Below are 19,883 nucleotides of genomic sequence, written 5' to 3' on the forward strand. Positions count from 1 at the left end.
CATGACCGCAACCGAGTCCCAACCGGATCTGATCCTTCACAACGGAAGGTTCACGACCCTCGACCGCGCGAACCCTGTCGCGACAGCGGTGGCGATAACCGCGGGCCGCTTCGTCGCGGTCGGCCACGACGCGGACGTGATGCCGCTCGCGGGCCGCGCGACGAAGGTCGTCGACCTCGGTGGCCGCGCTGCGCTGCCGGGCCTGATCGACAACCACTGCCACGTGATTCGCGGCGGCCTGAACTACAACATGGAACTGCGCTGGGACGGCGTGCCGTCGCTCGCGATCGCGATGGACATGCTCAGGCGGCAGGTGGCGATCACGCCGGCGCCGCAATGGGTGCGCGTGGTCGGCGGGTTCACCGAGCACCAGTTCGCCGAGAAGCGCCTGCCGACGATCGAGGAACTCAACGCGGCTGCGCCCGATACGCCGGTGTTCATCCTGCACCTGTACGATCGCGCGCTGCTGAACGCGGCCGCGCTGCGCGTGGTCGGTTATACGAAGGACACGCCCGAGCCGCCGGGCGGCACGATCCTGCGCGATGCGGCAGGCAACCCGACCGGGCTGCTGCTCGCGAACCCGAACGCGACGATCCTGTACGCGACGCTCGCGAAGGGGCCGAAGCTGCCGTTCGAATACCAGTACAACTCGACCCGCCACTTCATGCGCGAGCTGAACCGTCTCGGCGTGACGGGCGTAATCGATGCGGGCGGCGGTTCGCAAAACTATCCGGACGACTACGAGGTGATCCGCAAGCTGCACGACGCGGGCGAGATGACGATCCGGATCGCGTACAACCTGTTCACGCAGAAGCCGAACGCGGAGAAGGAAGACTTCGTGAACTGGACGAAGAGCACGAAGTATCACGACGGCACCGACTACTTCCGCAACAACGGCGCGGGCGAGATGCTGGTGTTCTCGGCCGCCGACTTCGAGGACTTCCGCGTCGCGCGCCCGGACCTGCCGGCGCAGATGGAAGACGATCTCGAAGGCGTCGTGCGCGTGCTTGCACAGAACCGCTGGCCGTGGCGCATGCATGCGACCTACGACGAAACGATCAGCCGCGCACTCGACGTGTTCGAGAAGGTGAACCAGGACATCCCGCTCGAAGGGCTGAACTGGTTCTTCGATCACGCGGAAACCATCACCGAAAAATCGATGGACCGCATTGCCGCGCTGGGCGGCGGCATCGCGGTGCAGCACCGGATGGCGTACCAGGGCGAATACTTCGTCGAGCGCTACGGCGCGCAGGCGGCCGAAGCGACGCCGCCGGTCGCGAAGATGCTGTCGAAGGGCCTCAAGGTGTCGGCCGGTACCGACGCGACGCGCGTGGCGTCGTACAACCCGTGGGTGTCGCTGTCCTGGCTCGTGACGGGCAAGACGATCGGCGGGCTGCGCATGTACCCGCAGCGCAACCTGCTGGATCGAGAGACCGCGCTGCGCATGTGGACCGAGTACGTGACGTGGTTCTCGAACGAGGTCGGCAAGAAAGGGCGCATCGCGGTCGGGCAGCTTGCCGACGTGGTCGTTCCGGATCGCGACTTCTTCGCGTGCGCGGAGGACGACATCGCGGGCACGAGCGCGCTGCTGACGGTGGTCGGCGGCAGGATCGTGTGGGGTGCGGGGCCGTTCGCGTCGCATGACGCACCGATTCCGCCGGCGATGCCGGACTGGTCGCCGGTGCGCGAGTACGGCGGCTACGGCGGCTGGGGCGCGACGCAGCGCAGCGGCGCACCGCTGCAACGCGCGGCGGCGGCCGCCGCGATGTGCGGCTGCGCGAACGCCTGCAACGTGCACCAGCATGCGCACGCGGGCGCGTGGGGCAGCGCATTGCCGACGTCGGACGCGAAGGGCTTCTGGGGCGCGTTCGGCTGCTCCTGCTGGGCGGTCTGACATGCCGACGACAACCGGCCGGTACAGCCCCGCGTGGATTCGTATGCTGCTTGCGCAGCCATGGGTCGGCGTGCTGGTTCGACTTGCACTCGTGTCCGCCTTTCTGATCGGCGGGGTCAACAAGGCGATGCATTTCGACGCAGCCATCGCGGAGCAGGTGCATTTCGGTTTGCACCCGCCCGCGGTGTGGGCTGCACTGGCGGTCGTCGTCGAGATCAGCGGGTCGCTGTGCATCGTGTTTCGTCGCTTCACGTGGCTCGGCGCCGGCAGCCTCGGCATGCTGACGCTCGTCGCGATGGCGGTGGCGAACGACTTCTGGAACCAGACGGGTGCCGCGCGTTTCATGGCACTCAACAGCTTTTTCGAGCATCTCGGGCTGATTGCGGCGCTCGTGCTCGTTACGATGCTCGGCGATGTTCGAAGCGGGGAAGGGGACGGTCGCGGCTGATCGTCTTCTCTCCCACTGCTCGGCGGCGATGTCGATTGACGTGCAGTTCTCGGGTTAGCGCGATCCAGTCTGCATGTGGTGTTCCGGACTGCCCTCAATAAGTATCGGGCTTGGCGTCACGCCAAAGGGGAATCAGATCGAGGTAGTCGGGATCGACGCATGACGCAGGTTATCGCGAACAGTCGTCGGTGTTCGTCATGCAAATCGATCGTTCAATCGCCTCACGGCATTCGCGCCCACGTCATATCGATGACAGAAATCGTTGTTTGCGGACGGATCGTGCTGCGCGCTAGATTGGCCGATCCGGCGTCGTCGCTTGCCCGGCGCACGGCCATGTTCAACGTGGATCGACGTGGAGGCCGAAGCCGATGAGTCGCGACATGCGGTTCCCGCCAAAGCGGGATTGCACCGGCACAAGGTGGCCGACCGTCCGTTTCCCGCGCCCGCACGGCATCGCGCACATCACGCCGCTCGCCGAGCGTCACCTCTTTCCGGCACCGCATTGACGACGACTTCATCAATCCTCCGCGTCGATCGACAGCATCGCGTCGCGCAGCCGCCCGTCCTGACCGCCGTCGGCGTGTCGAAGCGCTTCGACGCGACGACCGCGCTCGCATCGCTCGACCTGTCGATCGGTGCCGGCGAGGTCGTCGCGCTGATGGGTGCCAACGGCGCGGGCAAATCGACGTTCGTCAAGATCCTGAGCGGCGTGATCCGTCACGACGGCGGCACGCTGACGCTGCGCGGCGCGCCTTACCGGCCGGTGTCGCCGTACGCGGCCAGGCAGCTCGGCGTCGCGACCGTGCATCAGTCGGTCGCCGACGCGGTGGTGCCGACGTTATCGATCGCCGACAACCTGCTGCTCGACCGGCTGCTCGACCGGCTGTGCGATCCGGCGTCGCCGTGGCGCGTGCCGCCGGCCACCCGGCGCGATGCCGCCCGGCCGCTCGCCGAACGCGTCGGGCTCGATGCCGACCTGGCGGCGCCGCTCGCGTCGCTGTCGCTGGCGGACCAGCAGCGCGTCACGCTCGCGCGAGCGCTTGCCGGGCAGCCGGGCCTGCTGATCCTCGACGAACCGACCGCGAGCCTGTCCGCGCCGGAGGCGGAGCGCCTGTTCGCGCTGCTCGATGCGTTGCGCGACGACGGTGTCGCGATCCTGCTGGTGTCGCACCGACTCGGCGACCTGCGCCGTATCGCCGATCGCGTCGCGATCGTGCGCGACGGACGGATCGTCGCCGATCTCGCGGCACCGGTCGATTTCGACGCAGCGGTCGAAACGATGATCGGGCGACCGTTGCCGAACGCGCGTGCGCGGGGCACGGCGCCAACCGCCCGGCCCGGCGACCTTGGCCTGAGCGTGCGCGGGCTGTGCCTGACGTCGGCCAGCGCGCCGTTCGACCTCGACGTGCGGCGCGGCGAGATCGTCGCGATCGCCGGGCCCGTCGGCGGCGGCAAGTCGCGCCTTGCGAACACGATCTTCGGTGCCGTGCGCGCGGCGCGGGGCGCGATGACGCTCGACGGCCGGCCGTGGCGCCCCCGTTCGCCCGCCGACGCGATTCGCGCCGGCGTGTTCCTCGCCGGCGAGGACCGCTGGCGCACGTCGCTGTTTCCCGACAGCGTGCCGTTCGCATCGATCGCGGGCACGGTCAGCTTCCCGTTCCTGTCGCGCTGGTTCCGCGGCGGTGCGGTACGCGCCGCGCACGAGCGCGCGGCGGCCGCCGCCGCGATCGCCCGCTTCGGGATTCGCTGCACGGGCCCCGACGACCGTCTCGTGCGGCTGTCCGGCGGCAACCAGCAGAAGGTCGTGCTCGCCCGCTGGCACGCGGAACCCGCGCGACTGCTGCTGCTCGACGAACCGTTCCAGGGCATCGACGCCGGTGCGCGCGCCGATATCGTCGATACGTTGCGACGCCATGCGCACGAACGCGCGACGCTCGTGTTCGTCAGCGATCTCGAGGAAGCGGTCGAAGTCGCCGATCGCGTCGTCCGGTTCGATCGCGCGACGCTCGATCATTCCTCCACCCACCCGTCCGACTGATCCACTGCGATGCTGAAATCCGCCACGTCTGCCGTTGCACCCGATGCGCCTTCCACCAGGCCGGCGCTGCCCGTGTCCGCGCGCCTGCGCGCCGGCCTCGAACGCACCGGCATCCTGCTCGTGCTCGCCGCGCTGGTCGTCGTCTTTAGCGTCAAGGAGCCCGCGTTCCTGAACGTGGACAACCTGTTCAGCATCCTGCAGGCAGTGTCGATCGTCGCGTTGCTCGGCATCGGCGTGACGATCACGCTCGCGGCGGGCGGCTTCGACCTGTCGGTGGGCAGCATCGCCGCATCCGCGCAGATGGCGGCCAGCTACGTGCTGGTCGTCTGGCACGGCGGTGCGCTCGCGGCGGTGGCCGCCTGCGTCGCGCTCGGCGTGGCAGCCGGCCTGTTCAACGGCGTGCTGATCACGCGCTTGCGCGTGCCGGACCAGCTCGCGACGCTCGGCACGCTGTTCCTGCTCGCGGGCCTGCAGTTGATCCCGACCGGCGGGCGTTCGCTCGCGACCGGTTCGGTGTTGCCCGACGGCACGGAAGCGAGTGGCACGTTTCCCGACGCGTTTCTCGCGCTCGGGCGTCTGCGCGTGTTCGACGTGGTGCCGTTGCCGGTTCTGATACTGGCCGCGGTGACGGTACTGGCCTGCGTCGCGATGGAAGCGACGCGCTGGGGCCGCGTGATCTATGCGATCGGCGGCAACGAGACGGCCGCGCGGCTCGCCGGTGCGCCCGCGGCGCGCTACCGGGTCGCCGCGTATGTCGTATCGGGCGTGATCGCGGCACTTGGGGGCGTGCTGATTGCCGCCCGCGTCGGGCGCGGTGACGTCAGTGCCGGGCACTCGCTGCTGCTCGACGCGGTGGCCGCCGCGCTGGTCGGGTACGCGGTGTGGGGCGCGAAACGGCCGAACGTGTTCGGCACCGTGGTCGGGGCCGTGTTCGTCGGCGTGCTGCTCAACGGACTGACCATGCTGAATGCGCCGTACTACCTGCAGGATTTCGTGAAAGGGGCGTTATTGGTGCTCGCGCTGGCGTTCACGTTCGGCATCGGCCGGCGCGCGGACGCCCGCGCCTGACGGGAGAGGCGGCCACAGCGCGCGGCGGCTCACGCGGCGCGCACGCGCCGCTCCATGAAGCTCAGCGCGAGTACCGCGAGGATCAGCGCGCCGGTGGCCACCTGCTGCCAGTAGAAGTTCCAGCCGATCAGCAGCAGCCCGTTGGCGACGAGGCTGATCAGCAGCACGCCGAGCAGGGTACCGGCGACGCCGGGACGGCGCGTCGGCGACAGCGTCGTGCCGATGAAGGTCGCGCCGATCGCGTTCAGCAGGAAGCCGTTGCCGGCCTGCGGCACATAGGCCTTGACCGTCGACGACAGCAGCAGGCCGACCACGCCGTAGACGAGCGCGCTCGCGACGCACGTCGCGACGACGGTCGCCGCGACCGGCAGCCCCGAATAGCGCGCGACGCCCGGCTGCGCGCCGAGCGCGGCGCTGTGGCGCCCGAACGCCGAGTGCGCGAGCGCGACGTGCACGACCACGGCGAGCACGATGACGCACCACAGCGGCACCGGCACGCCCGCGAGCGTGCCGTGCGCGAGCGCGCCGAACAGCGGCGGCAGCGCCAGGTTCAGCAGGTAGACGGGCTGGCCGCCGCCGGTGGCGAGCTGCTGGACGGTCTGGCCGATGAACAGCGTGCCGAGCGTCGCGAGAAACGGCGCGATCCCGAGCCCGGCGATCAGCGCGCCGTTGAACGCGCCGACCAGCGCCGCCGCGCCGAGGCCGCCGAGCAGCGCCGGCAGCACGCCCACCTGGTGCGCGATCAGATGCACGAACACGAGGCTCGCGACGTCGATCGCGGTGCCCAGCGACAGGTCGACCGCGCCGATCGACAGCGCGAGCGTCATTCCGAGCGCAGCGATCGCGAGCAGCGCGAAGTTGTTCACCAGCACGTCGGCGAGATTGGCGGGCCGCGCGAACCCGGGCGCGAACACCGCGAAGAAGACGATCACCGCGAGCAGTGCCGCCACGAGAGAGAACCGCTGCAGGCGGCCGATCCGTTCAGTCATGGGCATGGTGTTCCGTATGGCGGCGCCGAATCAGTGCGGTGGTCGCGACGACGAACAGGATCAGCGCGCCTTCGACGCCATTGACCCAGTAGCTCGACACGTTGTCGAGCTGGAAGCCGTTGCCGATGATGCCGACGAACAGCGCGGCGAGCAGCGTGCCCGGTACGGTCGGCACGAGCCGCCGCGAGAACACGACGCCGAGCAGCGCGACCGCGACCACGGCCAACAGGTTTTCGCCGGCGCCGGGCGAGCTGCCGCTCAGCAAGGCACTCGACGCCAGCGCGGCCAGCGCGGCGGCGACGCCGCTCAGCACGTAGCTGGCCGCGACATACGCGTTCACGCGCAGCCCGGCCGCGCGGGCGGCGTCGCGATGCGCGCCGGTCGCGGCGAGCCGCAGGCCGAAACGGGTCCGGTGCAGCAGCACGGCAAACAGCAGCGCGACGATCAGCAACGCGGACGCGAGATGCGGCACGTCGAACGGGCCGCTGTCGATCAGGAAGGTCAGTACCGGGCTCGCCGCCGCGACCGACGTGTTCTGCGTCAGCACCAGCTCGAAGCCGGCGCACAGATTCATCGTCGTCAGTGTGGCCAGCAGCGGGAAGATGCGCAGCGCGATCACCGCGAACGCGTTGATCGCACCGACCGCCGCGCCGGTGGCCAGCATCAGCGCCAGTGCCGCGCCGTCCGGTAGCCCGTCACGCAGTGCGACGGCCTGCACGGCCGCGCAGAGGCCCATGTTCGCCGCGACCGACAGGTCGAGCCCGCCGCGGATCGGATCGGGACCGCCGCCGATCAGGACGGCCGTCAACCCGAACCCGAGGATGCCGACCACGGCCGACTGCTGCAGTACGTTCGCGAGGTTCGCGACGGTGAGAAAGAGCGGCGAACTCGCGGCAAACACCGCGCACACGACGGCGAACGCCAGTCCCGCGCCCCAGCGCAGCCAGAAGTGCGCGCCGAACGTGCCCGGCGGCCGCACGAACGCCGCTCCGGGCGGCGCACGATCGAGGATCCGGTTCATGCGGCTACTTCCTGCCGCGGCGCGTGGCCGCGTGCGCCGGTCGTCCACGCGAGCAGATCCTGGCGTGTGGCATCGCGGGTCGCGACGTCGCGCACGATCCGGCCGCGCGCCATCACGAGCACGCGATCGGTGACGTCCAGCAGTTCGATCAGGTCGCTCGAGAACAGCAGGATCGCCGCGCCGTCGCGTGCGAGGCGATCGAGCAGCCGGTAGATTTCCGCTTTGACGCCGATATCGACGCCCACCGTCGGCTCGTCGAGCAGATACACCGGCGACGCGCGGTCGGCGCCACGGCTCAGCCATTTCGCGAGCGCGACTTTCTGCTGGTTGCCGCCGGACAGGTGGCGCACCGGCGCGTCCGGTCCGGGCGCTCGCACGTCGAGCGCGGCGATCAGCCGTTGCACCGCGTCGTCCTCGCGACGCCGTGCGACCAGGCCGAAGCGGGTGAAGCGCGCGAGGCTCGCGAGCGTGATGTTCTCGCGTACGGACAGGCTCGGCGCGATGCCGTGCGAGCGACGGTCTTCCGGCACGAACGCGATGCCGCGACGCACCGCGTCGCGCGGGCTGCGTAGCCGTGCGACGCGGCCGTCGAGCGTTACCGTGCCGCGCACACCGCGTTCGAGACCGAACAGGCTGCGCACGACCTGCTTGCCGCCGGAACCGAGCAGCCCCGTGACGCCGACGATCTCGCCGCGCCGGACTTCGAACGACACGTCGTCGAACCGGCCGGGCGCCGCAAGGCCGGCGATCCGCAGTACGGACGGGCCGGGCACGCGCACGGGCACATGCGACCGTGCCGCGATCTCGTTGCCGATCATCGCCGCGACGAGCGCCTCGGTCGGCGTGGTCCGCGCATCGACGTGCGCGACGTCCGCGCCGTCGCGCAGCACGGTGACGCGATCGCAGATGGCCGCGATCTCGTTCAGGTAGTGCGACACGTAGAGGATCGTCAGCCCGCGGCGACGCAGCCGGTCGAGCGTCTGCAGCAGGCGGTCGACCTCGCTGCTGACGAGCGCGGCGGTTGGTTCGTCGAGCACGAGGATGCGCGGGTCGCGCATCAGCGCGCGCGTGATCTGCACGATCTGTCGCTCGGCGACGCTCAGCTCGGCGATCAGCCGGTTCGGCGGCAGGTCGAGGCCGAAATGCGCGTGCAGCGCCTCGCTTGCATCGCGTCGCATCCGGCGTGCCGCCAGCAGCCCGAGCGGGCCCGCGCCAAAGGCCGGTTCGTTGCCGAACTGCAGCGCCTCGGCGACCGTGAAGGTCGCCGGCAGCAGACGCTCCTGATGGATGAACGCGATGCCTGCCGGCGGTGCACGACGTGCGAGCGCCTGTGTCGCGCCGTCGATCGCGATCGTACCGGCGTCGGCTGTGTCGACACCGGCGAGAATCCGGATCAGCGTCGACTTGCCGGCGCCGTTCTGCCCGATCAGCCCGTGCACGGTGCCGTGCGCGACGTCGAGCGACGCGCCGCGCAGCGCCGGGACGCCGTCGAAGTGTTTGACGATCCCGCGCAGCGCCAGCGCGGGCGTGCCGGCGCTCATTTCACGGCGGCGGCCTGCCCGAGCGTCTGCTGGGCCGAGCCGGCGTTGTCCTTCGTGACGAGCAGCGACGGGACATACGTATAGGGCGGCAGCGTGCGGTCGCCGGCCAGGTAGCGCGCGACGTTGTCGACCGCGGTCTTGCCGATCAGCGCGGGCTGTTGCGCGACCACGGCCGCCGCGCTGGATTTCGGGTCTTTCACGAGCGCGACGACATCGGGGCTACCGTCCACCGCGTAGGTCCTGATCTCGCTGCGGCGCGCGGCGTCGACGGCCTGCGTCGCGCCGACCTGCGGCACGTCCCACGCGGCCCAGATCGCGGCGATCTGCCCCTTCGGGTATTTCGCGAGCAACTGGCTGACCTGCGCGTACGCGCTCTGCACGGTGTTCGGAATCACATCGCGCAACTCGGGCTGCAGGATCTTCACCTTCGGGTAGTACTTCAGCACCGCCTTCAACTGGTCGTAGCGGATCGCGCACACCGGCACGCCGTAGAAGCCGTTGAACACGAGGATGTTGCCTTCGCCGTGGAGGTCGTTGACGAGCTTCAGCGCGAGCTGCTCGCCGATGAAGAAGTTGTCCGAGGTCGTGACGTTGAGGCTCGACGGCGACGCCGTGTCGATCGTGAACAGCGGAATGCCGGCCTGCCGGATCTTCTGCAGCCACGGTTCGAGCACGCTCGCCGTGCCGAGCTGCTCGATGATCGCATCGGGCTTCTGCGCGATCAGCGTCTGGATCTGCGCGATCTGGCGGTTGTCGTTGCGGCCGGCGTCGAGCGCGATCGGCGTCCCGCCGAGCCGCTTCACTTCGTCGATCGCACCCTGGTATGCCTTCAGGTCCCAGTAATGATCGGTGCCGATTGCCGTGATGCCGATGCGCTTGCCTTTCAGCGACGGCACCGCGGCGCTACCGGCCGCTGCATCGCCTTGCGCGCGGGCGGGGGAGAGCGTGGCGACGGCGGCGAGCGTCAGCAGGGCGGCGGCAAAGGCGCGACGGGTTCGGGCGGGACGGGGCATGGGGTCGATGGGAGCTGGAAGAAACGAGGGGGCTGAACTACACGACTTTAATGACAACGCTCGCGCGCGCTAACCATCGATTCCTGCTACGCATATCACGCGCGCGCTCGATTGCTTGTTCCGTGTTCGACGCGGCCGGCCGCCGACGATTTGCCATCCGAAGGAATATCGATTGCCGAATCGCTCGGTTTGAACCGGTTCGCCGCGCTGATAGATTTTCCGGATACCGACACCTGCCAAGGAGGACCCGCATGGGATTCCCGTTTCGTCGTCCATCGCGCCCCGTCCGGATGATCCGCGCGCTCGCGCTCCTGTCCGTTGCCGCGCTGACCGTGCCCGTGTCACACGCAGGCCCGCTCAAAGGCGCGCCCGCGCCGTTCGACAAGGGCGGCGTGAAGGTCGCGCTCGTCAACTACCTGTCGACCGGCGATTTCTTCCAGGCATACGAGGCCGGCGCGCAGAAACAGGCGAGGGCGCTCGGTATCGACCTGCGCATCTACGAGGGCCGCCAGGATGCAGCCGAGCAGCGCGAGCAGATCCAGCAGGCGATCAGCGTCGGCGTGTCGGCGATCATCGTCAACCACGGGCTTCCCGAATCGCTGAAGGACGTCGTGCAGCGCGCGCTGGACAAGGGCATCAAGGTCGTCGCGTTCGATGTCGACCTCGGCAACCCGAAGGTGCCGCAGATCGAGCAGAGCGATCGCGACCTCGCGAACCTGCTGCTCGAACAAGCGGTGAAGGACAACGGCGATGCGTTCTCGGCCGGCTACGTGTACGTCGCCGGGTTCGCGCCGCTCGACCGGCGCGACGCCGCGTGGCAGGACTTCAAGCGCGCGCATCCGAAGGTACGCGAGCAGGCGCGCTGGGGCACCGTCGACAATCCGATCGCGCAATCGGTCGCGAACCAGGCCGCGGCCGCCTATCGCGCGCATCCCGACATCCGCGTGGTGTTCGCGCCTTACGACGAATTCGCGCGCGGCGCGAAGCTCGCGGCCGACGAGGCGAAGCTCGCGTCGAAGTTGCGCATCTACAGCGCCGACATTTCGACCGCCGATATCGAGGCGATCCGTGCGCCCGGCAGCGCATGGGTCGCGACGGCCGCAACGAATCCCGCAGTCGTCGGCGCGGTGTCGGTGCGGGCCGCGGCGCTGCTCGTCGCCGGGCAAGATCCGGGGCGGCGGATCGCCGTCAAGCCGGCGCTGATCACGCGCGATGATCTCGTGAAGAACGACATCCACACGATCGCGGAGCTCGGCGCGAAGTTTCCTGCGTTCCGCGCAAGCGAAGCGGTGACGGCCCCGTGGATTCCGGCGACGGATTAACGCGTGGTGGATTTTTGTCCACGGTACGTGACCCTACCCGTAGCATCGGTGGGCTTCGATTCTCGTGCGTCTTTCCGGGTGGGCGCCAGTCATCCTGACTTCAGGCTGCCCACCATCGCACGGGGGATCAGGATCGTCGCGCCGCGTTCCTTCGTCGTTTCGTAGATGATGTAACGCTTTCCGGAGACTGTTCTTCAGCGTACCGACTCGACGAGCCGCCGCGATGCACGATGACGTTCGTCACGCTCTTCTGCCGGGAGCGGCTCATGAAATATCCGATCTATATCACGCCGCACGGGAAGCCCCGCTATCGCGGCGCGCTTCCGGATTTTCCCGAAGTCGATGTGGAGGGCGACTCGTATGCCGAGTGGCAGGCGTCCGCCGCGCAACGGATCATGGCCCGCTACGACCGGCCCGCGCGTCTCATTCCTTCGCCGACCACGGACGTGTCGGTATTGCAGGCGTCGGATATCGATGTTGGCGACGGTGTCCGGCGGTTCTTCGACATCGATCCGGGCCGGATGACGTCGAGTTCCGTGCGGATCGCGCAGTGCCTGCCGAAGCGCGTCGTGCACGACATCGATCGGACAGCGAACGCGCTGCATACGATTCGCGATGCGTTCGTGCCGATGGCGTGCGGCTCGCCGCCGGCGAAGCGGCGGTACGGCTCGTGGACGACGGCCGGCGCCACAGCCTGGTCGTGACGCCGGGGCGGCGCAAGCGGTGTTTCCTTGACGCGGAAGGTTCGCGTCCGCGCCGGTACGTTAGCGGACGGACTGCGCGCGATTTACCGCCCATCATGAGTTGACGTTTCGAATTTCATCGAGATGTCAGCGCATGGGCCTCCGTGCGTCGTACCGGAACGGACGGTGCAGCGGCACCCATCAGGAGATGATCATGAGAAAGCTACATTCCGCGGCAGTCGAGATGGCGACAGTCGCCATGACGATTGTCGTGCTGGCGGGTTGCGGTGGGATGTCTCACCGCGGAACGGACACCGTGATCGGTGCGGGTGTCGGCGGCGTCGCCGGCGCAGTCCTGACGGGCGGCAGTGCCTTGGGCACGGTGGGCGGAGCGGCCGTTGGCGGGGTTGTCGGCAATCAGGTCGGGAAGTAGGCAGGCTGCAGAACAGGGAATCAGTACGTGCACTCGCCGTCACGGCGACGCGCGCGCGACGAGCGTGACCCGGAGTGCGACCCGTATGTCGGCATTTCTCCTGAACGGTGAGCTGAAGCTGTCCTGGTGGCAGTTTGCGTGGGTCGTGCTTGCGCTCACGCATGTCACGATCATCAGCGTGACGGTGTACCTGCACCGTTGTCAGGCGCACCGGGCGCTGGATCTGCACCCGGGCGTCAGTCACTTCTTCCGGTTCTGGCTATGGTTGACGACCGGCATGCTGACCCTGCAGTGGGTCGCCGTGCATCGCAAGCATCACGCGAGGAGCGAGACCCCGGAAGATCCGCATAGCCCGCGAACCCGCGGCCTCGCGACCGTGCTGCTCCGCGGGGCGGAACTGTACCGGGCGGAAGTGCGCAACGAGGAAACGCTACGCAGATATGGATCGGGTACGCCGGACGACTGGCTCGAACGCCACGTCTATGCCCGCTATCCGAATCTCGGCGTCGGGCTGCTGGCCGTGATCGACGTCGGGCTGTTCGGGCTGCCCGGCGTGTCGGCGTGGGCGATGCAGATGATGTGGATTCCGTTCTGGGCCGGCGGCGTGATCAATGGTTGCGGCCACTTCAACGGTTATCGGAATTTCGCGACACCCGATGCGAGTACCAACCTTTTCCCGCTGGGCATCCTGATCGGCGGAGAGGAGCTGCACAACAATCACCACGCATACGTGACGTCCGCCAGGCTGTCCAATCGATGGTTCGAGTTCGACATCGGCTGGCTGTACATCCGCCTGCTGGCGGGAGTGCGACTGGCGACCATTCGGCGAGTCGCAACCAAACCGCGGCTGCTCGCGGACAAGGCCGTGATTGACGGCGCGACACTGCAAGCGATCATCCGAAACCGCCATGCGGTGATGGCCGCCTATGCGCGCATGCTCGAGCCCGCCTGCCGGCGGGAGCTGCGCCGCATCAAGAACATGAGCCGCGACGACAAGCGCGCGTTCGCGCTCGGCATGAAACACTGGCTTCGCCAGACCTGGGGCCATCGGGACAAGCCCGATCTGCGGGCGTTGACGAGCCCCAATGCCAACCGGCGAATACGCGTGTACGTGGACATGTATGAGGCGTTGCTCGAGCTATGGACATGGTCACACGCATCGCACGACCAATTGCTGGCTCAGCTGCAGGATTGGTGCCGTTGCGCGGAGCACAGCGGCATCGACGCGATCGCCGATTTCTCGATACGCCTGCGCCGGTATGCGTGATCCCGGCCGGACCGCGCACTGCGATGCCGGACCGGCGTGCCACGGCGCGTGGCGCATGCGTCGTTCATCTCGCCCGATTGTCGGGACGCGAATAACGCCACTTGCTCGCATTGGAATTGATGCCGGCATCCTGGTGGATGCGCTTTTCGGCGCGTTCGATGTCGGCACGAGCCAGTTCGTCCCGCTCCTTTTGTCGGGTCGCGTCATCGCGTCGATCCACCGAGGTGGGTGAGTGGTATTTCATAGAGCCTCCCGAGTGAAGTGTTCTCGTGTCGCGAGACGCCGCATCAAGGCGCATGCGGCGGACGGATCAGATCGCCGGAGGGGTGATCTTGCCATCCACGATGTCCTTGCCGAATTGCATTGCCAGATCGAGTGCGAGCGCCGCCGTTTTTGGCGCGCCATGCTCGAAAATGGTCGAGTAACGCGGCGCGGCCGCCGCGGTTGCCGGAACCGTGTCGATGCGCACGATTGAACCGAAGCGCTTCGGACCGGGAGCGTGGGGATCACCGAACGGCGGGAAGAGCATTTGCGAATAGACGCGGAGTTCGTGTCCGCGATACTCGAGCGTGGGGATGGTCATGGTGCGCTCCTGACAGAGCAACCGTTGGCGCCGAAGGATTCAAAGGCGCCGATGCCTCGACAACAAACCGGCAGATATCTCGACTGTGCGCGCTTGACACCGGTTTCGCAAGACAAACATCGGATGACGAAATATATTTCGATGCCGATAAGTCAACGGATTGCGGGGCGGCATCAACGACGGTATCGGAAGAACCCGCTTTCAAATAGTCGATACCGTACAGACGCACCCGTGTCGCCCGGTTCACGATGAAGTCAACACCGAGGAGGCCGCCATGTGCATCCCACTTTCACCCGAGGTCGTCGAGACCCTCAGATCGCTTGATCGAATTCCCGATTCCCAAGCCGTTATTCCCCGCGCCATAGCCAATGAACTCTTGACTCACGGGCTTGCATACGAGTCGCGCACCGGCGGCACGATCAATATGACGGCCGCTGGACGGCTGTGGCTGAATCGGTGCGCCGACTAGCGAGCACGCGTGACGACTATCCGTCACAGGAGTACGTCGCCCGATCGCGCGGCGCGTCGGAACCCTTCGCGCGAACCCTCTACGGCCGCCTCTTGAATTGCGCTTTCGCGTCACCGAATGACGCTTGTGTCTTGCCGACGACCTGCTCGACCTTGCCCTGCATTCTGGTCGTTCGATTGCCCATGATCCTGCCGACCATCTCCTTCAACTTGCCTTTTGCTTCCGCGATGCGGCCTCTCACCTGATCCCTGTTCATCACACTGCTCCTTGACATGGGTCGCCTGTTTCACCGGTGCGACATCCCGAACCATCGAGGCGTCGTATCGGACGCTTCAGCGCGGAACAACCAGCGCGCCCGAAGGCATCCTGCGCGCGATCGAGAGGGAAGTCGGTACGATGCCGTACGCGAATCGGCGCCGGCTCGCCGGCGTATGCACGCGGGCGGCGATCGGGTCGATCGCCGCGAAGAGGGGGGGCATGTGATCCGCATTGCGCGCTTGGTACGCTTTCGTACCGCATTAGCGTTCACCTGTGTGTAGCGTCAGGGATATCCACGAACAATCTGAGGGAAGCATGCTGCGACGAACATCGAAGGTCTCCAGGCTCAAGTCGCTGTAACACGCGGCAAAGGCAGGGAGGCTTTTTATCCCTGTGTTGTTTTCAATCTTGCGGAGGGCGTATGCACATTCTCACGAGCGCGGGCCCACTGGTTTCGCTGATCGCCGGCATTCTGATTCTTGTGGTGCCCCGTCTGTTGAATTACATCGTTGCGATCTACCTGATCGTCATCGGATTGCTCGGGCTGTTCGGAGGACATCTCCACTGAACCGTGTATCCCACGAAACAGCAGGTGACGAACCTCGCACGCGGCACCCGCGATGACCCGCGTGCGTCCGGTACGTTGCGGGACAGACTCCACGCCCGCGTCCGTCTACTTCGATATCGAAAGCGTCGATGCATGTCCCGAACCGTTCGCCCGACGCAGGCATCGTGCCACTGCGCCGGCCATGGGCTCATGCAAAACGGCGCATGAGCGGCGTGGCTGAAATGCCGTGCAGCACGATCGATACGGCAATGATGGTCAGTACCCAAGGAACCAGCGGCAACAGTTCCGCGCGCGGCCCTTGCTCGATCGCCAGCGTCAGGTAATACAGGGAACCCACGCCGCGAATGCCGAACCAGCTGATCAGTCGGCGCTGGTGGCGCGACGCCCGGGAGCCGATCAGTGCGAGCCGGGTGGCGGCCGGCCGGATGAAGAACAGCAGTGTCGCGACCACGGCCGCGCCTGCCCAGGTGAGCATGTCAGCCCAATAGCGGGACACAAGTGCGCCGATCAGCAGGATCAGCACCGCTTCGGCGACGTGTTCGAGCTCGATCGTGAATCCCATCACCGATTCCGCGACGAAGGCATGGGCTTTGTCAGGATCGGTGGCGGTGGCCTCGACATTCTCGCTGTCCACGACGCCGACCGTCTCTTTCGACGTCTTTCGGCCGCTCGTTCGATGCTCGACGCGCCGCATCGCGACGCCCGCGGCGAACACGGCCAGGAACCCGTAGCCATGAATGGCGAGCGCCACGCCGTACGACAGCATGATCAGGCCCAGCGCGAAGAACCCTTCGAGGCCGAGCGCCTGTCCGTGACGACTGCGCAGGAATGCAACGAGCCGGGCGGTGACGAAGCCGAGCAGCCAGCCGGCGCCCACACCGGACGCGATGCCCCATGCAATGCCGCCGACCATGCTCCAGTGAAGCGCCGACGTCGCGCCCGAACTGCACACAAGCAGGCCGAGCATCGCGCACGGGTAGGCCGTGCCGTCGTTGATCCCGCCTTCGCCGGACAACGAAAAGCGCACCAGTTCGACGTCACCCGCGTCGCGTACGCCGACGTCATGAGCGAGCACGGGGTCGGTCGGCGCGATCGTCGCGCCCAGCAGTACAGCGACGCCGAGACTCAAATGCAACACCAGCACGCCGAGCGCGGCGATCAACGCGACGGTGAAGATCATCGCGACCACGCCGAGCCGCAGCGGCAATATCCAGCGAGGATCGGCGGGCGGGACGCGCAGCCTCAGGCCGATCGCGAACAGCGAGATCAGCAGGCCGATTTCGGCGGCGATGCGCAAGCGCGTGACGTCATCCGGCAAGGTCATCGACAGCAAGCCGGTGCCGGCCGGTCCGATCAGGAAGCCGATCCCGAGATACACCATGGCCGCGCTCAGCGGCAGGCGCTCGAGCGACGATCCGATGAGTCCCATGACAATCAGCAGGGCTCCGAAGATGAGGCATCCGATCGTTTCAGTCACTTTGCATACCCGGCATGAATCGCGCCACGGAATGACGATACGCCGCTCGTACCACGTTCGCAGCGAGCCGATCCGGCGTCTGTCCGATGGCGGACAAAGGATCGGGCGCGGCCATTGCGATCGCAGGGACGCGTGCCTGCGGCTGAAGCGGCCGGGAAGGCTTGCCCGAAGCGGCACGCATGCTCTGTACGGTAGCGGGCAGAGTGGGGCTGCGTCTCGTCATAGAGTGCTCGTCGATCCTCACGACAACCGGAGCATTGCCATGGCCACCACCGCAATCGAGGGAGACCTGCGTTCACTTGAGCGACTCATTGAACGCGTCACGCTCGGTGAACCTGCGCCATTGGCACGCTGGCGAATTCGGCTGGAGTCGATTCTGGAATACGGTGGCCTGACGCCCTCGGAACGCTCGCATTTCGTCAGCATCATCGCCCTTATCCTCATGCTTGAGCGTCGAGCGGGCAGGCCGGCCGCACATGGAGCCTGTCCGGCCATCCGGTACCGAGGATCTCTACCGGATCCATGCGGAAAGCTTCAACGGCGATGATCACGGGGCGCGCATCGTGTCCGATGCCCGGTCGATGGTCGACGCGGGGCTCGATGCGGGTACGCGCCAGGCCGGTGGCGGCTCGAACGCCTGATACGCACACGTGCCGTACACGATTTAGGCTAGCAGTTTCAGCGCGCGGTCGCAGACGTTCTCGACCGTGAAGCCGAAATCGCGCATCAGCTCGGCGCCCGGCGCCGACGCGCCGAAACCCTCGACGCCGAGCACGTCGCCCCGATCGCCGACATAGCGGCGCCAGCCTTGCGATACGCCCGCTTCGATCGCCAGCCGCGCGCCGACCGACTTCGGCAGCACGGCGTCCTGATACGGCTGGGACTGGGCGTCGAACAATCGCCAGCAGGGCAGCGACACCACCCGGACCGCCACGCCGCGCGCGAGCAGTTCGACTTGCGCCGCCAGTGCGAGCGCGACTTCCGAGCCTGTCGCGATCAGAATCAGCGTGGGGTGGCCATCGGGGGCATCGGCCAGAACGTAGCCGCCGCGCCGCAAACCCTCGGCCGGCGCAAACCGCAAGCGATCGACGGTCGGCACGTCCTGGCGCGTCAGGACCAGCGCGGTCGGCTGTTCCCGGGCTTCGAGCGCCACCCGCCACGCAACGGCGGTCTCGTTGGCATCGGCCGGGCGAATCACCAGCAGGCCCGGGATCGCGCGCAGGCCGGCAAGCTGCTCCACCGGCTGATGCGTCGCACCGTCCTCGCCGACGGCCAGGCTGTCGTGCGTGAACACATAGATCACCTGCAGGCGCATCAACGCGGCGAGCCGGATCGGCGGACGCATGTAGTCGGAAAAGATCAGGAAGGTCGCGCCGAACGGCAGGATGCCGCCATGAGCCGCCAGGCCATTCAGGATCGCGCCCATCGCATGCTCGCGCACGCCGAAATGCAGATTGCGGCCGCTGCGGCTCCAGCCGCCGCCGTCGGAACCTTGCTGGTCGAGCGGGCTCACGCCGGCAGCCTCGAAATCGCCGAGCCCGGTCAGTGCAGTGAAGGTGGAGGGATTCAGATCGGCGGAGCCGCCGACCAGCGAAGGGACGCGGGAGGCGAGTGCATTCAGCACCTTGCCGGAGGCAACCCGCGTCGCCATGCCTTTCGGATCGGCCGGAAAAACCGGGATATCGCGGTCCCACCTGTCGGGCAGCGTGCCGCGCACCGTGTTCAGCAGTGCAGCGACCAGCTCGGGAAACGCGTTTGCATACGCTTCGAACCGCGCATTCCAGTGATCTTCCCGTGCGCGCCCCTCCGTCAGCGCGCGACGAAAATGCGCGAGCGCCGGTGCGGGGATATGAAACGCAGGGTCGGGCGGCCAGCCGAGGTTGTGCTTGGTCAGACGCACCTCGGCGTCGCCCAGCGGCGATCCGTGAGCCAGGTACGTGTCTTGCCGGTTGGGCGAGCCGTAGCCGAGATGCGTGCGCACAAGGATCAACGACGGACGCAGTGGCTCGGCACGCGCGTTGACCAGCGCCGCGTCGATGGCGGCCAGATCGTTGCCGTCGTCGACCGTTTCGGTATGCCAGCCGTAGGCGTCGAACCGTCGCGCGCGATCTTCGGTGAAGGTGAGGGCCGTGCCGGCGGACAGCGTGACCCGATTGTCGTCGTACAGGCAGATCAGCTTGCCGAGCTGGAGATGGCCGGCAAGCGATGCGGCCTCCGCTGCGACGCCTTCCATCAGGTCGCCGTCGCTGACGAGCGCGTAAGTGTGGTGATCCACAATCTCGAAGCCGGGGCGGTTGTAGCGCGCAGCGAGATGCGCTTCGGCCATCGCCATCCCGACGGCGTTGGCGAAGCCTTGGCCGAGCGGACCGGTCGTCGTCTCGACACCCGGCGTGAGGCCGCGCTCCGGATGACCGGGCGTGAGGCTGCCCGATTGCCGGAAGCGCTCGATCTGATCGAGCGGCAGATCGTAGCCGGTCAGGTGAAGCAGGCTGTACAACAGCATCGAACCATGTCCGGCCGACAGGATGAAGCGATCGCGATCGAGCCACGCCGGATTGGCGGGATGATGCTTGAGATGGCGCATCCACAACACATAGGCCATCGGCGCGGCGCCGAGCGGCAAACCTGGATGGCCGCTCGCCGCTTTCTGCACGGCATCGATCGACAGGAAGCGCAGCGTGTTGATGCAGAGCGCGTCGAGTGCCGAACCTTCTATTGACGGGAAATCGGTTGAGGTCATGCGACTGCTCCCTGGCGTCCGGTCACGCGATATCCCGCACGGGATCGTGGTGGCGTTGGTTAACCATTGCG

19 protein-coding genes are annotated in these 19,883 nt (G+C 67.3%); 10 read left to right on the forward strand and 9 right to left on the reverse strand.

What is annotated here, in order from left to right; genetic code table 11:
- Position 1: 1 nt before the first annotated feature.
- The 4 genes from HAV18_RS17495 (at position 2) to HAV18_RS17510 (ending at position 5,448) form a co-directional block, all read left to right on the forward strand.
- Positions 2–1,894 carry an amidohydrolase gene (locus HAV18_RS17495; RefSeq protein WP_166957988.1) on the forward strand — a complete coding sequence of 631 codons (1,893 nt, stop codon included), beginning with the start codon at positions 2–4 and terminating at the stop codon, positions 1,892–1,894.
- A gap of 1 nt (position 1,895) precedes the next feature.
- Positions 1,896–2,342, forward strand: coding sequence for a DoxX family protein (locus tag HAV18_RS17500; RefSeq protein WP_166957990.1), 447 nt, complete (start codon positions 1,896–1,898; stop codon positions 2,340–2,342).
- A 502-nt stretch (positions 2,343–2,844) separates the two neighbouring features.
- A complete protein-coding gene (locus HAV18_RS17505; protein ID WP_208102006.1) occupies positions 2,845–4,380 on the forward strand; it encodes a sugar ABC transporter ATP-binding protein in 1,536 nt (511 codons plus the stop codon).
- 9 nt (positions 4,381–4,389) lie between these two features.
- The gene (locus tag HAV18_RS17510; protein ID WP_166957992.1) at positions 4,390–5,448 is read left to right on the forward strand and encodes an ABC transporter permease; all 1,059 of its coding nucleotides are present in this window, start codon (positions 4,390–4,392) and stop codon (positions 5,446–5,448) included.
- A gap of 29 nt (positions 5,449–5,477) precedes the next feature.
- Here HAV18_RS17510 and HAV18_RS17515 read toward each other — a convergent pair whose 3' ends face one another.
- The 4 genes from HAV18_RS17515 to HAV18_RS17530 are packed head-to-tail and all read right to left on the reverse strand — an operon-like array spanning position 5,478 to position 10,012.
- Entirely contained in the window at positions 5,478–6,437 is a 960-nt protein-coding gene (locus HAV18_RS17515) for an ABC transporter permease (RefSeq protein WP_166957994.1), read from the reverse strand.
- Positions 6,430–7,458: an ABC transporter permease gene (locus tag HAV18_RS17520; RefSeq protein ID WP_166957996.1), complete on the reverse strand. Its 1,029-nt coding sequence runs from the start codon at positions 7,456–7,458 to the stop codon at positions 6,430–6,432. Before HAV18_RS17520 ends, HAV18_RS17515 begins: the two co-directional genes overlap by 8 nt.
- On the reverse strand, positions 7,455–8,999 hold the full coding sequence (locus HAV18_RS17525) for a sugar ABC transporter ATP-binding protein (protein ID WP_166957998.1): 1,545 nt from the start codon (positions 8,997–8,999) through the stop codon (positions 7,455–7,457). Before HAV18_RS17525 ends, HAV18_RS17520 begins: the two co-directional genes overlap by 4 nt.
- On the reverse strand, positions 8,996–10,012 hold the full coding sequence (locus HAV18_RS17530) for a sugar ABC transporter substrate-binding protein (protein WP_166958000.1): 1,017 nt from the start codon (positions 10,010–10,012) through the stop codon (positions 8,996–8,998). Before HAV18_RS17530 ends, HAV18_RS17525 begins: the two co-directional genes overlap by 4 nt.
- A 251-nt stretch (positions 10,013–10,263) precedes the next feature.
- Here HAV18_RS17530 and HAV18_RS17535 point away from each other — a divergent pair, with 251 nt between their 5' ends.
- From HAV18_RS17535 to HAV18_RS17550, 4 genes are all read left to right on the forward strand, one after another.
- Positions 10,264–11,334, forward strand: a complete 1,071-nt coding sequence (locus HAV18_RS17535; RefSeq protein WP_166958003.1) for a substrate-binding domain-containing protein — start codon at positions 10,264–10,266, stop codon at positions 11,332–11,334.
- A 266-nt stretch (positions 11,335–11,600) separates the two neighbouring features.
- A complete protein-coding gene (locus HAV18_RS17540) occupies positions 11,601–12,038 on the forward strand; it encodes a type II toxin-antitoxin system HicB family antitoxin (RefSeq protein WP_166958005.1) in 438 nt (145 codons plus the stop codon).
- Between the two features lie 193 nt (positions 12,039–12,231).
- Positions 12,232–12,450: a glycine zipper 2TM domain-containing protein gene (locus tag HAV18_RS17545; RefSeq protein WP_166958007.1), complete on the forward strand. Its 219-nt coding sequence runs from the start codon at positions 12,232–12,234 to the stop codon at positions 12,448–12,450.
- A gap of 85 nt (positions 12,451–12,535) precedes the next feature.
- A complete protein-coding gene (locus HAV18_RS17550; RefSeq protein ID WP_166958772.1) occupies positions 12,536–13,717 on the forward strand; it encodes an acyl-CoA desaturase in 1,182 nt (393 codons plus the stop codon).
- A 64-nt stretch (positions 13,718–13,781) separates the two neighbouring features.
- Here the strand turns inward: HAV18_RS17550 and HAV18_RS17555 are convergent, their stop codons facing one another.
- The 3 genes from HAV18_RS17555 to HAV18_RS17565 all read right to left on the reverse strand — a co-directional run bounded on the left by HAV18_RS17555 (position 13,782) and on the right by HAV18_RS17565 (position 15,025).
- Positions 13,782–13,961 carry a hypothetical protein gene (locus HAV18_RS17555; protein ID WP_166958010.1) on the reverse strand — a complete coding sequence of 60 codons (180 nt, stop codon included), beginning with the start codon at positions 13,959–13,961 and terminating at the stop codon, positions 13,782–13,784.
- A 66-nt stretch (positions 13,962–14,027) separates the two neighbouring features.
- Positions 14,028–14,300, reverse strand: a complete 273-nt coding sequence (locus tag HAV18_RS17560; RefSeq protein WP_166958012.1) for a hypothetical protein — start codon at positions 14,298–14,300, stop codon at positions 14,028–14,030.
- A 548-nt stretch (positions 14,301–14,848) separates the two neighbouring features.
- A complete protein-coding gene (locus tag HAV18_RS17565; protein ID WP_078041937.1) occupies positions 14,849–15,025 on the reverse strand; it encodes a CsbD family protein in 177 nt (58 codons plus the stop codon).
- Positions 15,026–15,448: 423 nt separating this feature from the next.
- Here HAV18_RS17565 and HAV18_RS17570 point away from each other — a divergent pair, with 423 nt between their 5' ends.
- The gene (locus HAV18_RS17570; protein WP_006413561.1) at positions 15,449–15,595 is read left to right on the forward strand and encodes a DUF3096 domain-containing protein; all 147 of its coding nucleotides are present in this window, start codon (positions 15,449–15,451) and stop codon (positions 15,593–15,595) included.
- 187 nt (positions 15,596–15,782) lie between these two features.
- On the opposite strand, the gene HAV18_RS17575 is transcribed toward HAV18_RS17570, so the two are convergent.
- Positions 15,783–17,072, reverse strand: a complete 1,290-nt coding sequence (locus HAV18_RS17575; RefSeq protein ID WP_166958014.1) for a cation:proton antiporter — start codon at positions 17,070–17,072, stop codon at positions 15,783–15,785.
- A gap of 476 nt (positions 17,073–17,548) precedes the next feature.
- On the opposite strand from HAV18_RS17575, the gene HAV18_RS17580 reads away from it, so the two are divergent.
- On the forward strand, positions 17,549–17,713 hold the full coding sequence (locus HAV18_RS17580) for a hypothetical protein (protein ID WP_166957921.1): 165 nt from the start codon (positions 17,549–17,551) through the stop codon (positions 17,711–17,713).
- Positions 17,714–17,736: 23 nt separating this feature from the next.
- On the opposite strand, the gene tkt is transcribed toward HAV18_RS17580, so the two are convergent.
- Entirely contained in the window at positions 17,737–19,812 is a 2,076-nt protein-coding gene (gene tkt / locus HAV18_RS17585; protein WP_166958016.1) for a transketolase, read from the reverse strand.
- Positions 19,813–19,883: the final 71 nt, after the last annotated feature.

Source organism: Burkholderia sp. D-99, assembly GCF_011605345.1.
Taxonomy (GTDB): Bacteria; Pseudomonadota; Gammaproteobacteria; order Burkholderiales; family Burkholderiaceae; genus Burkholderia.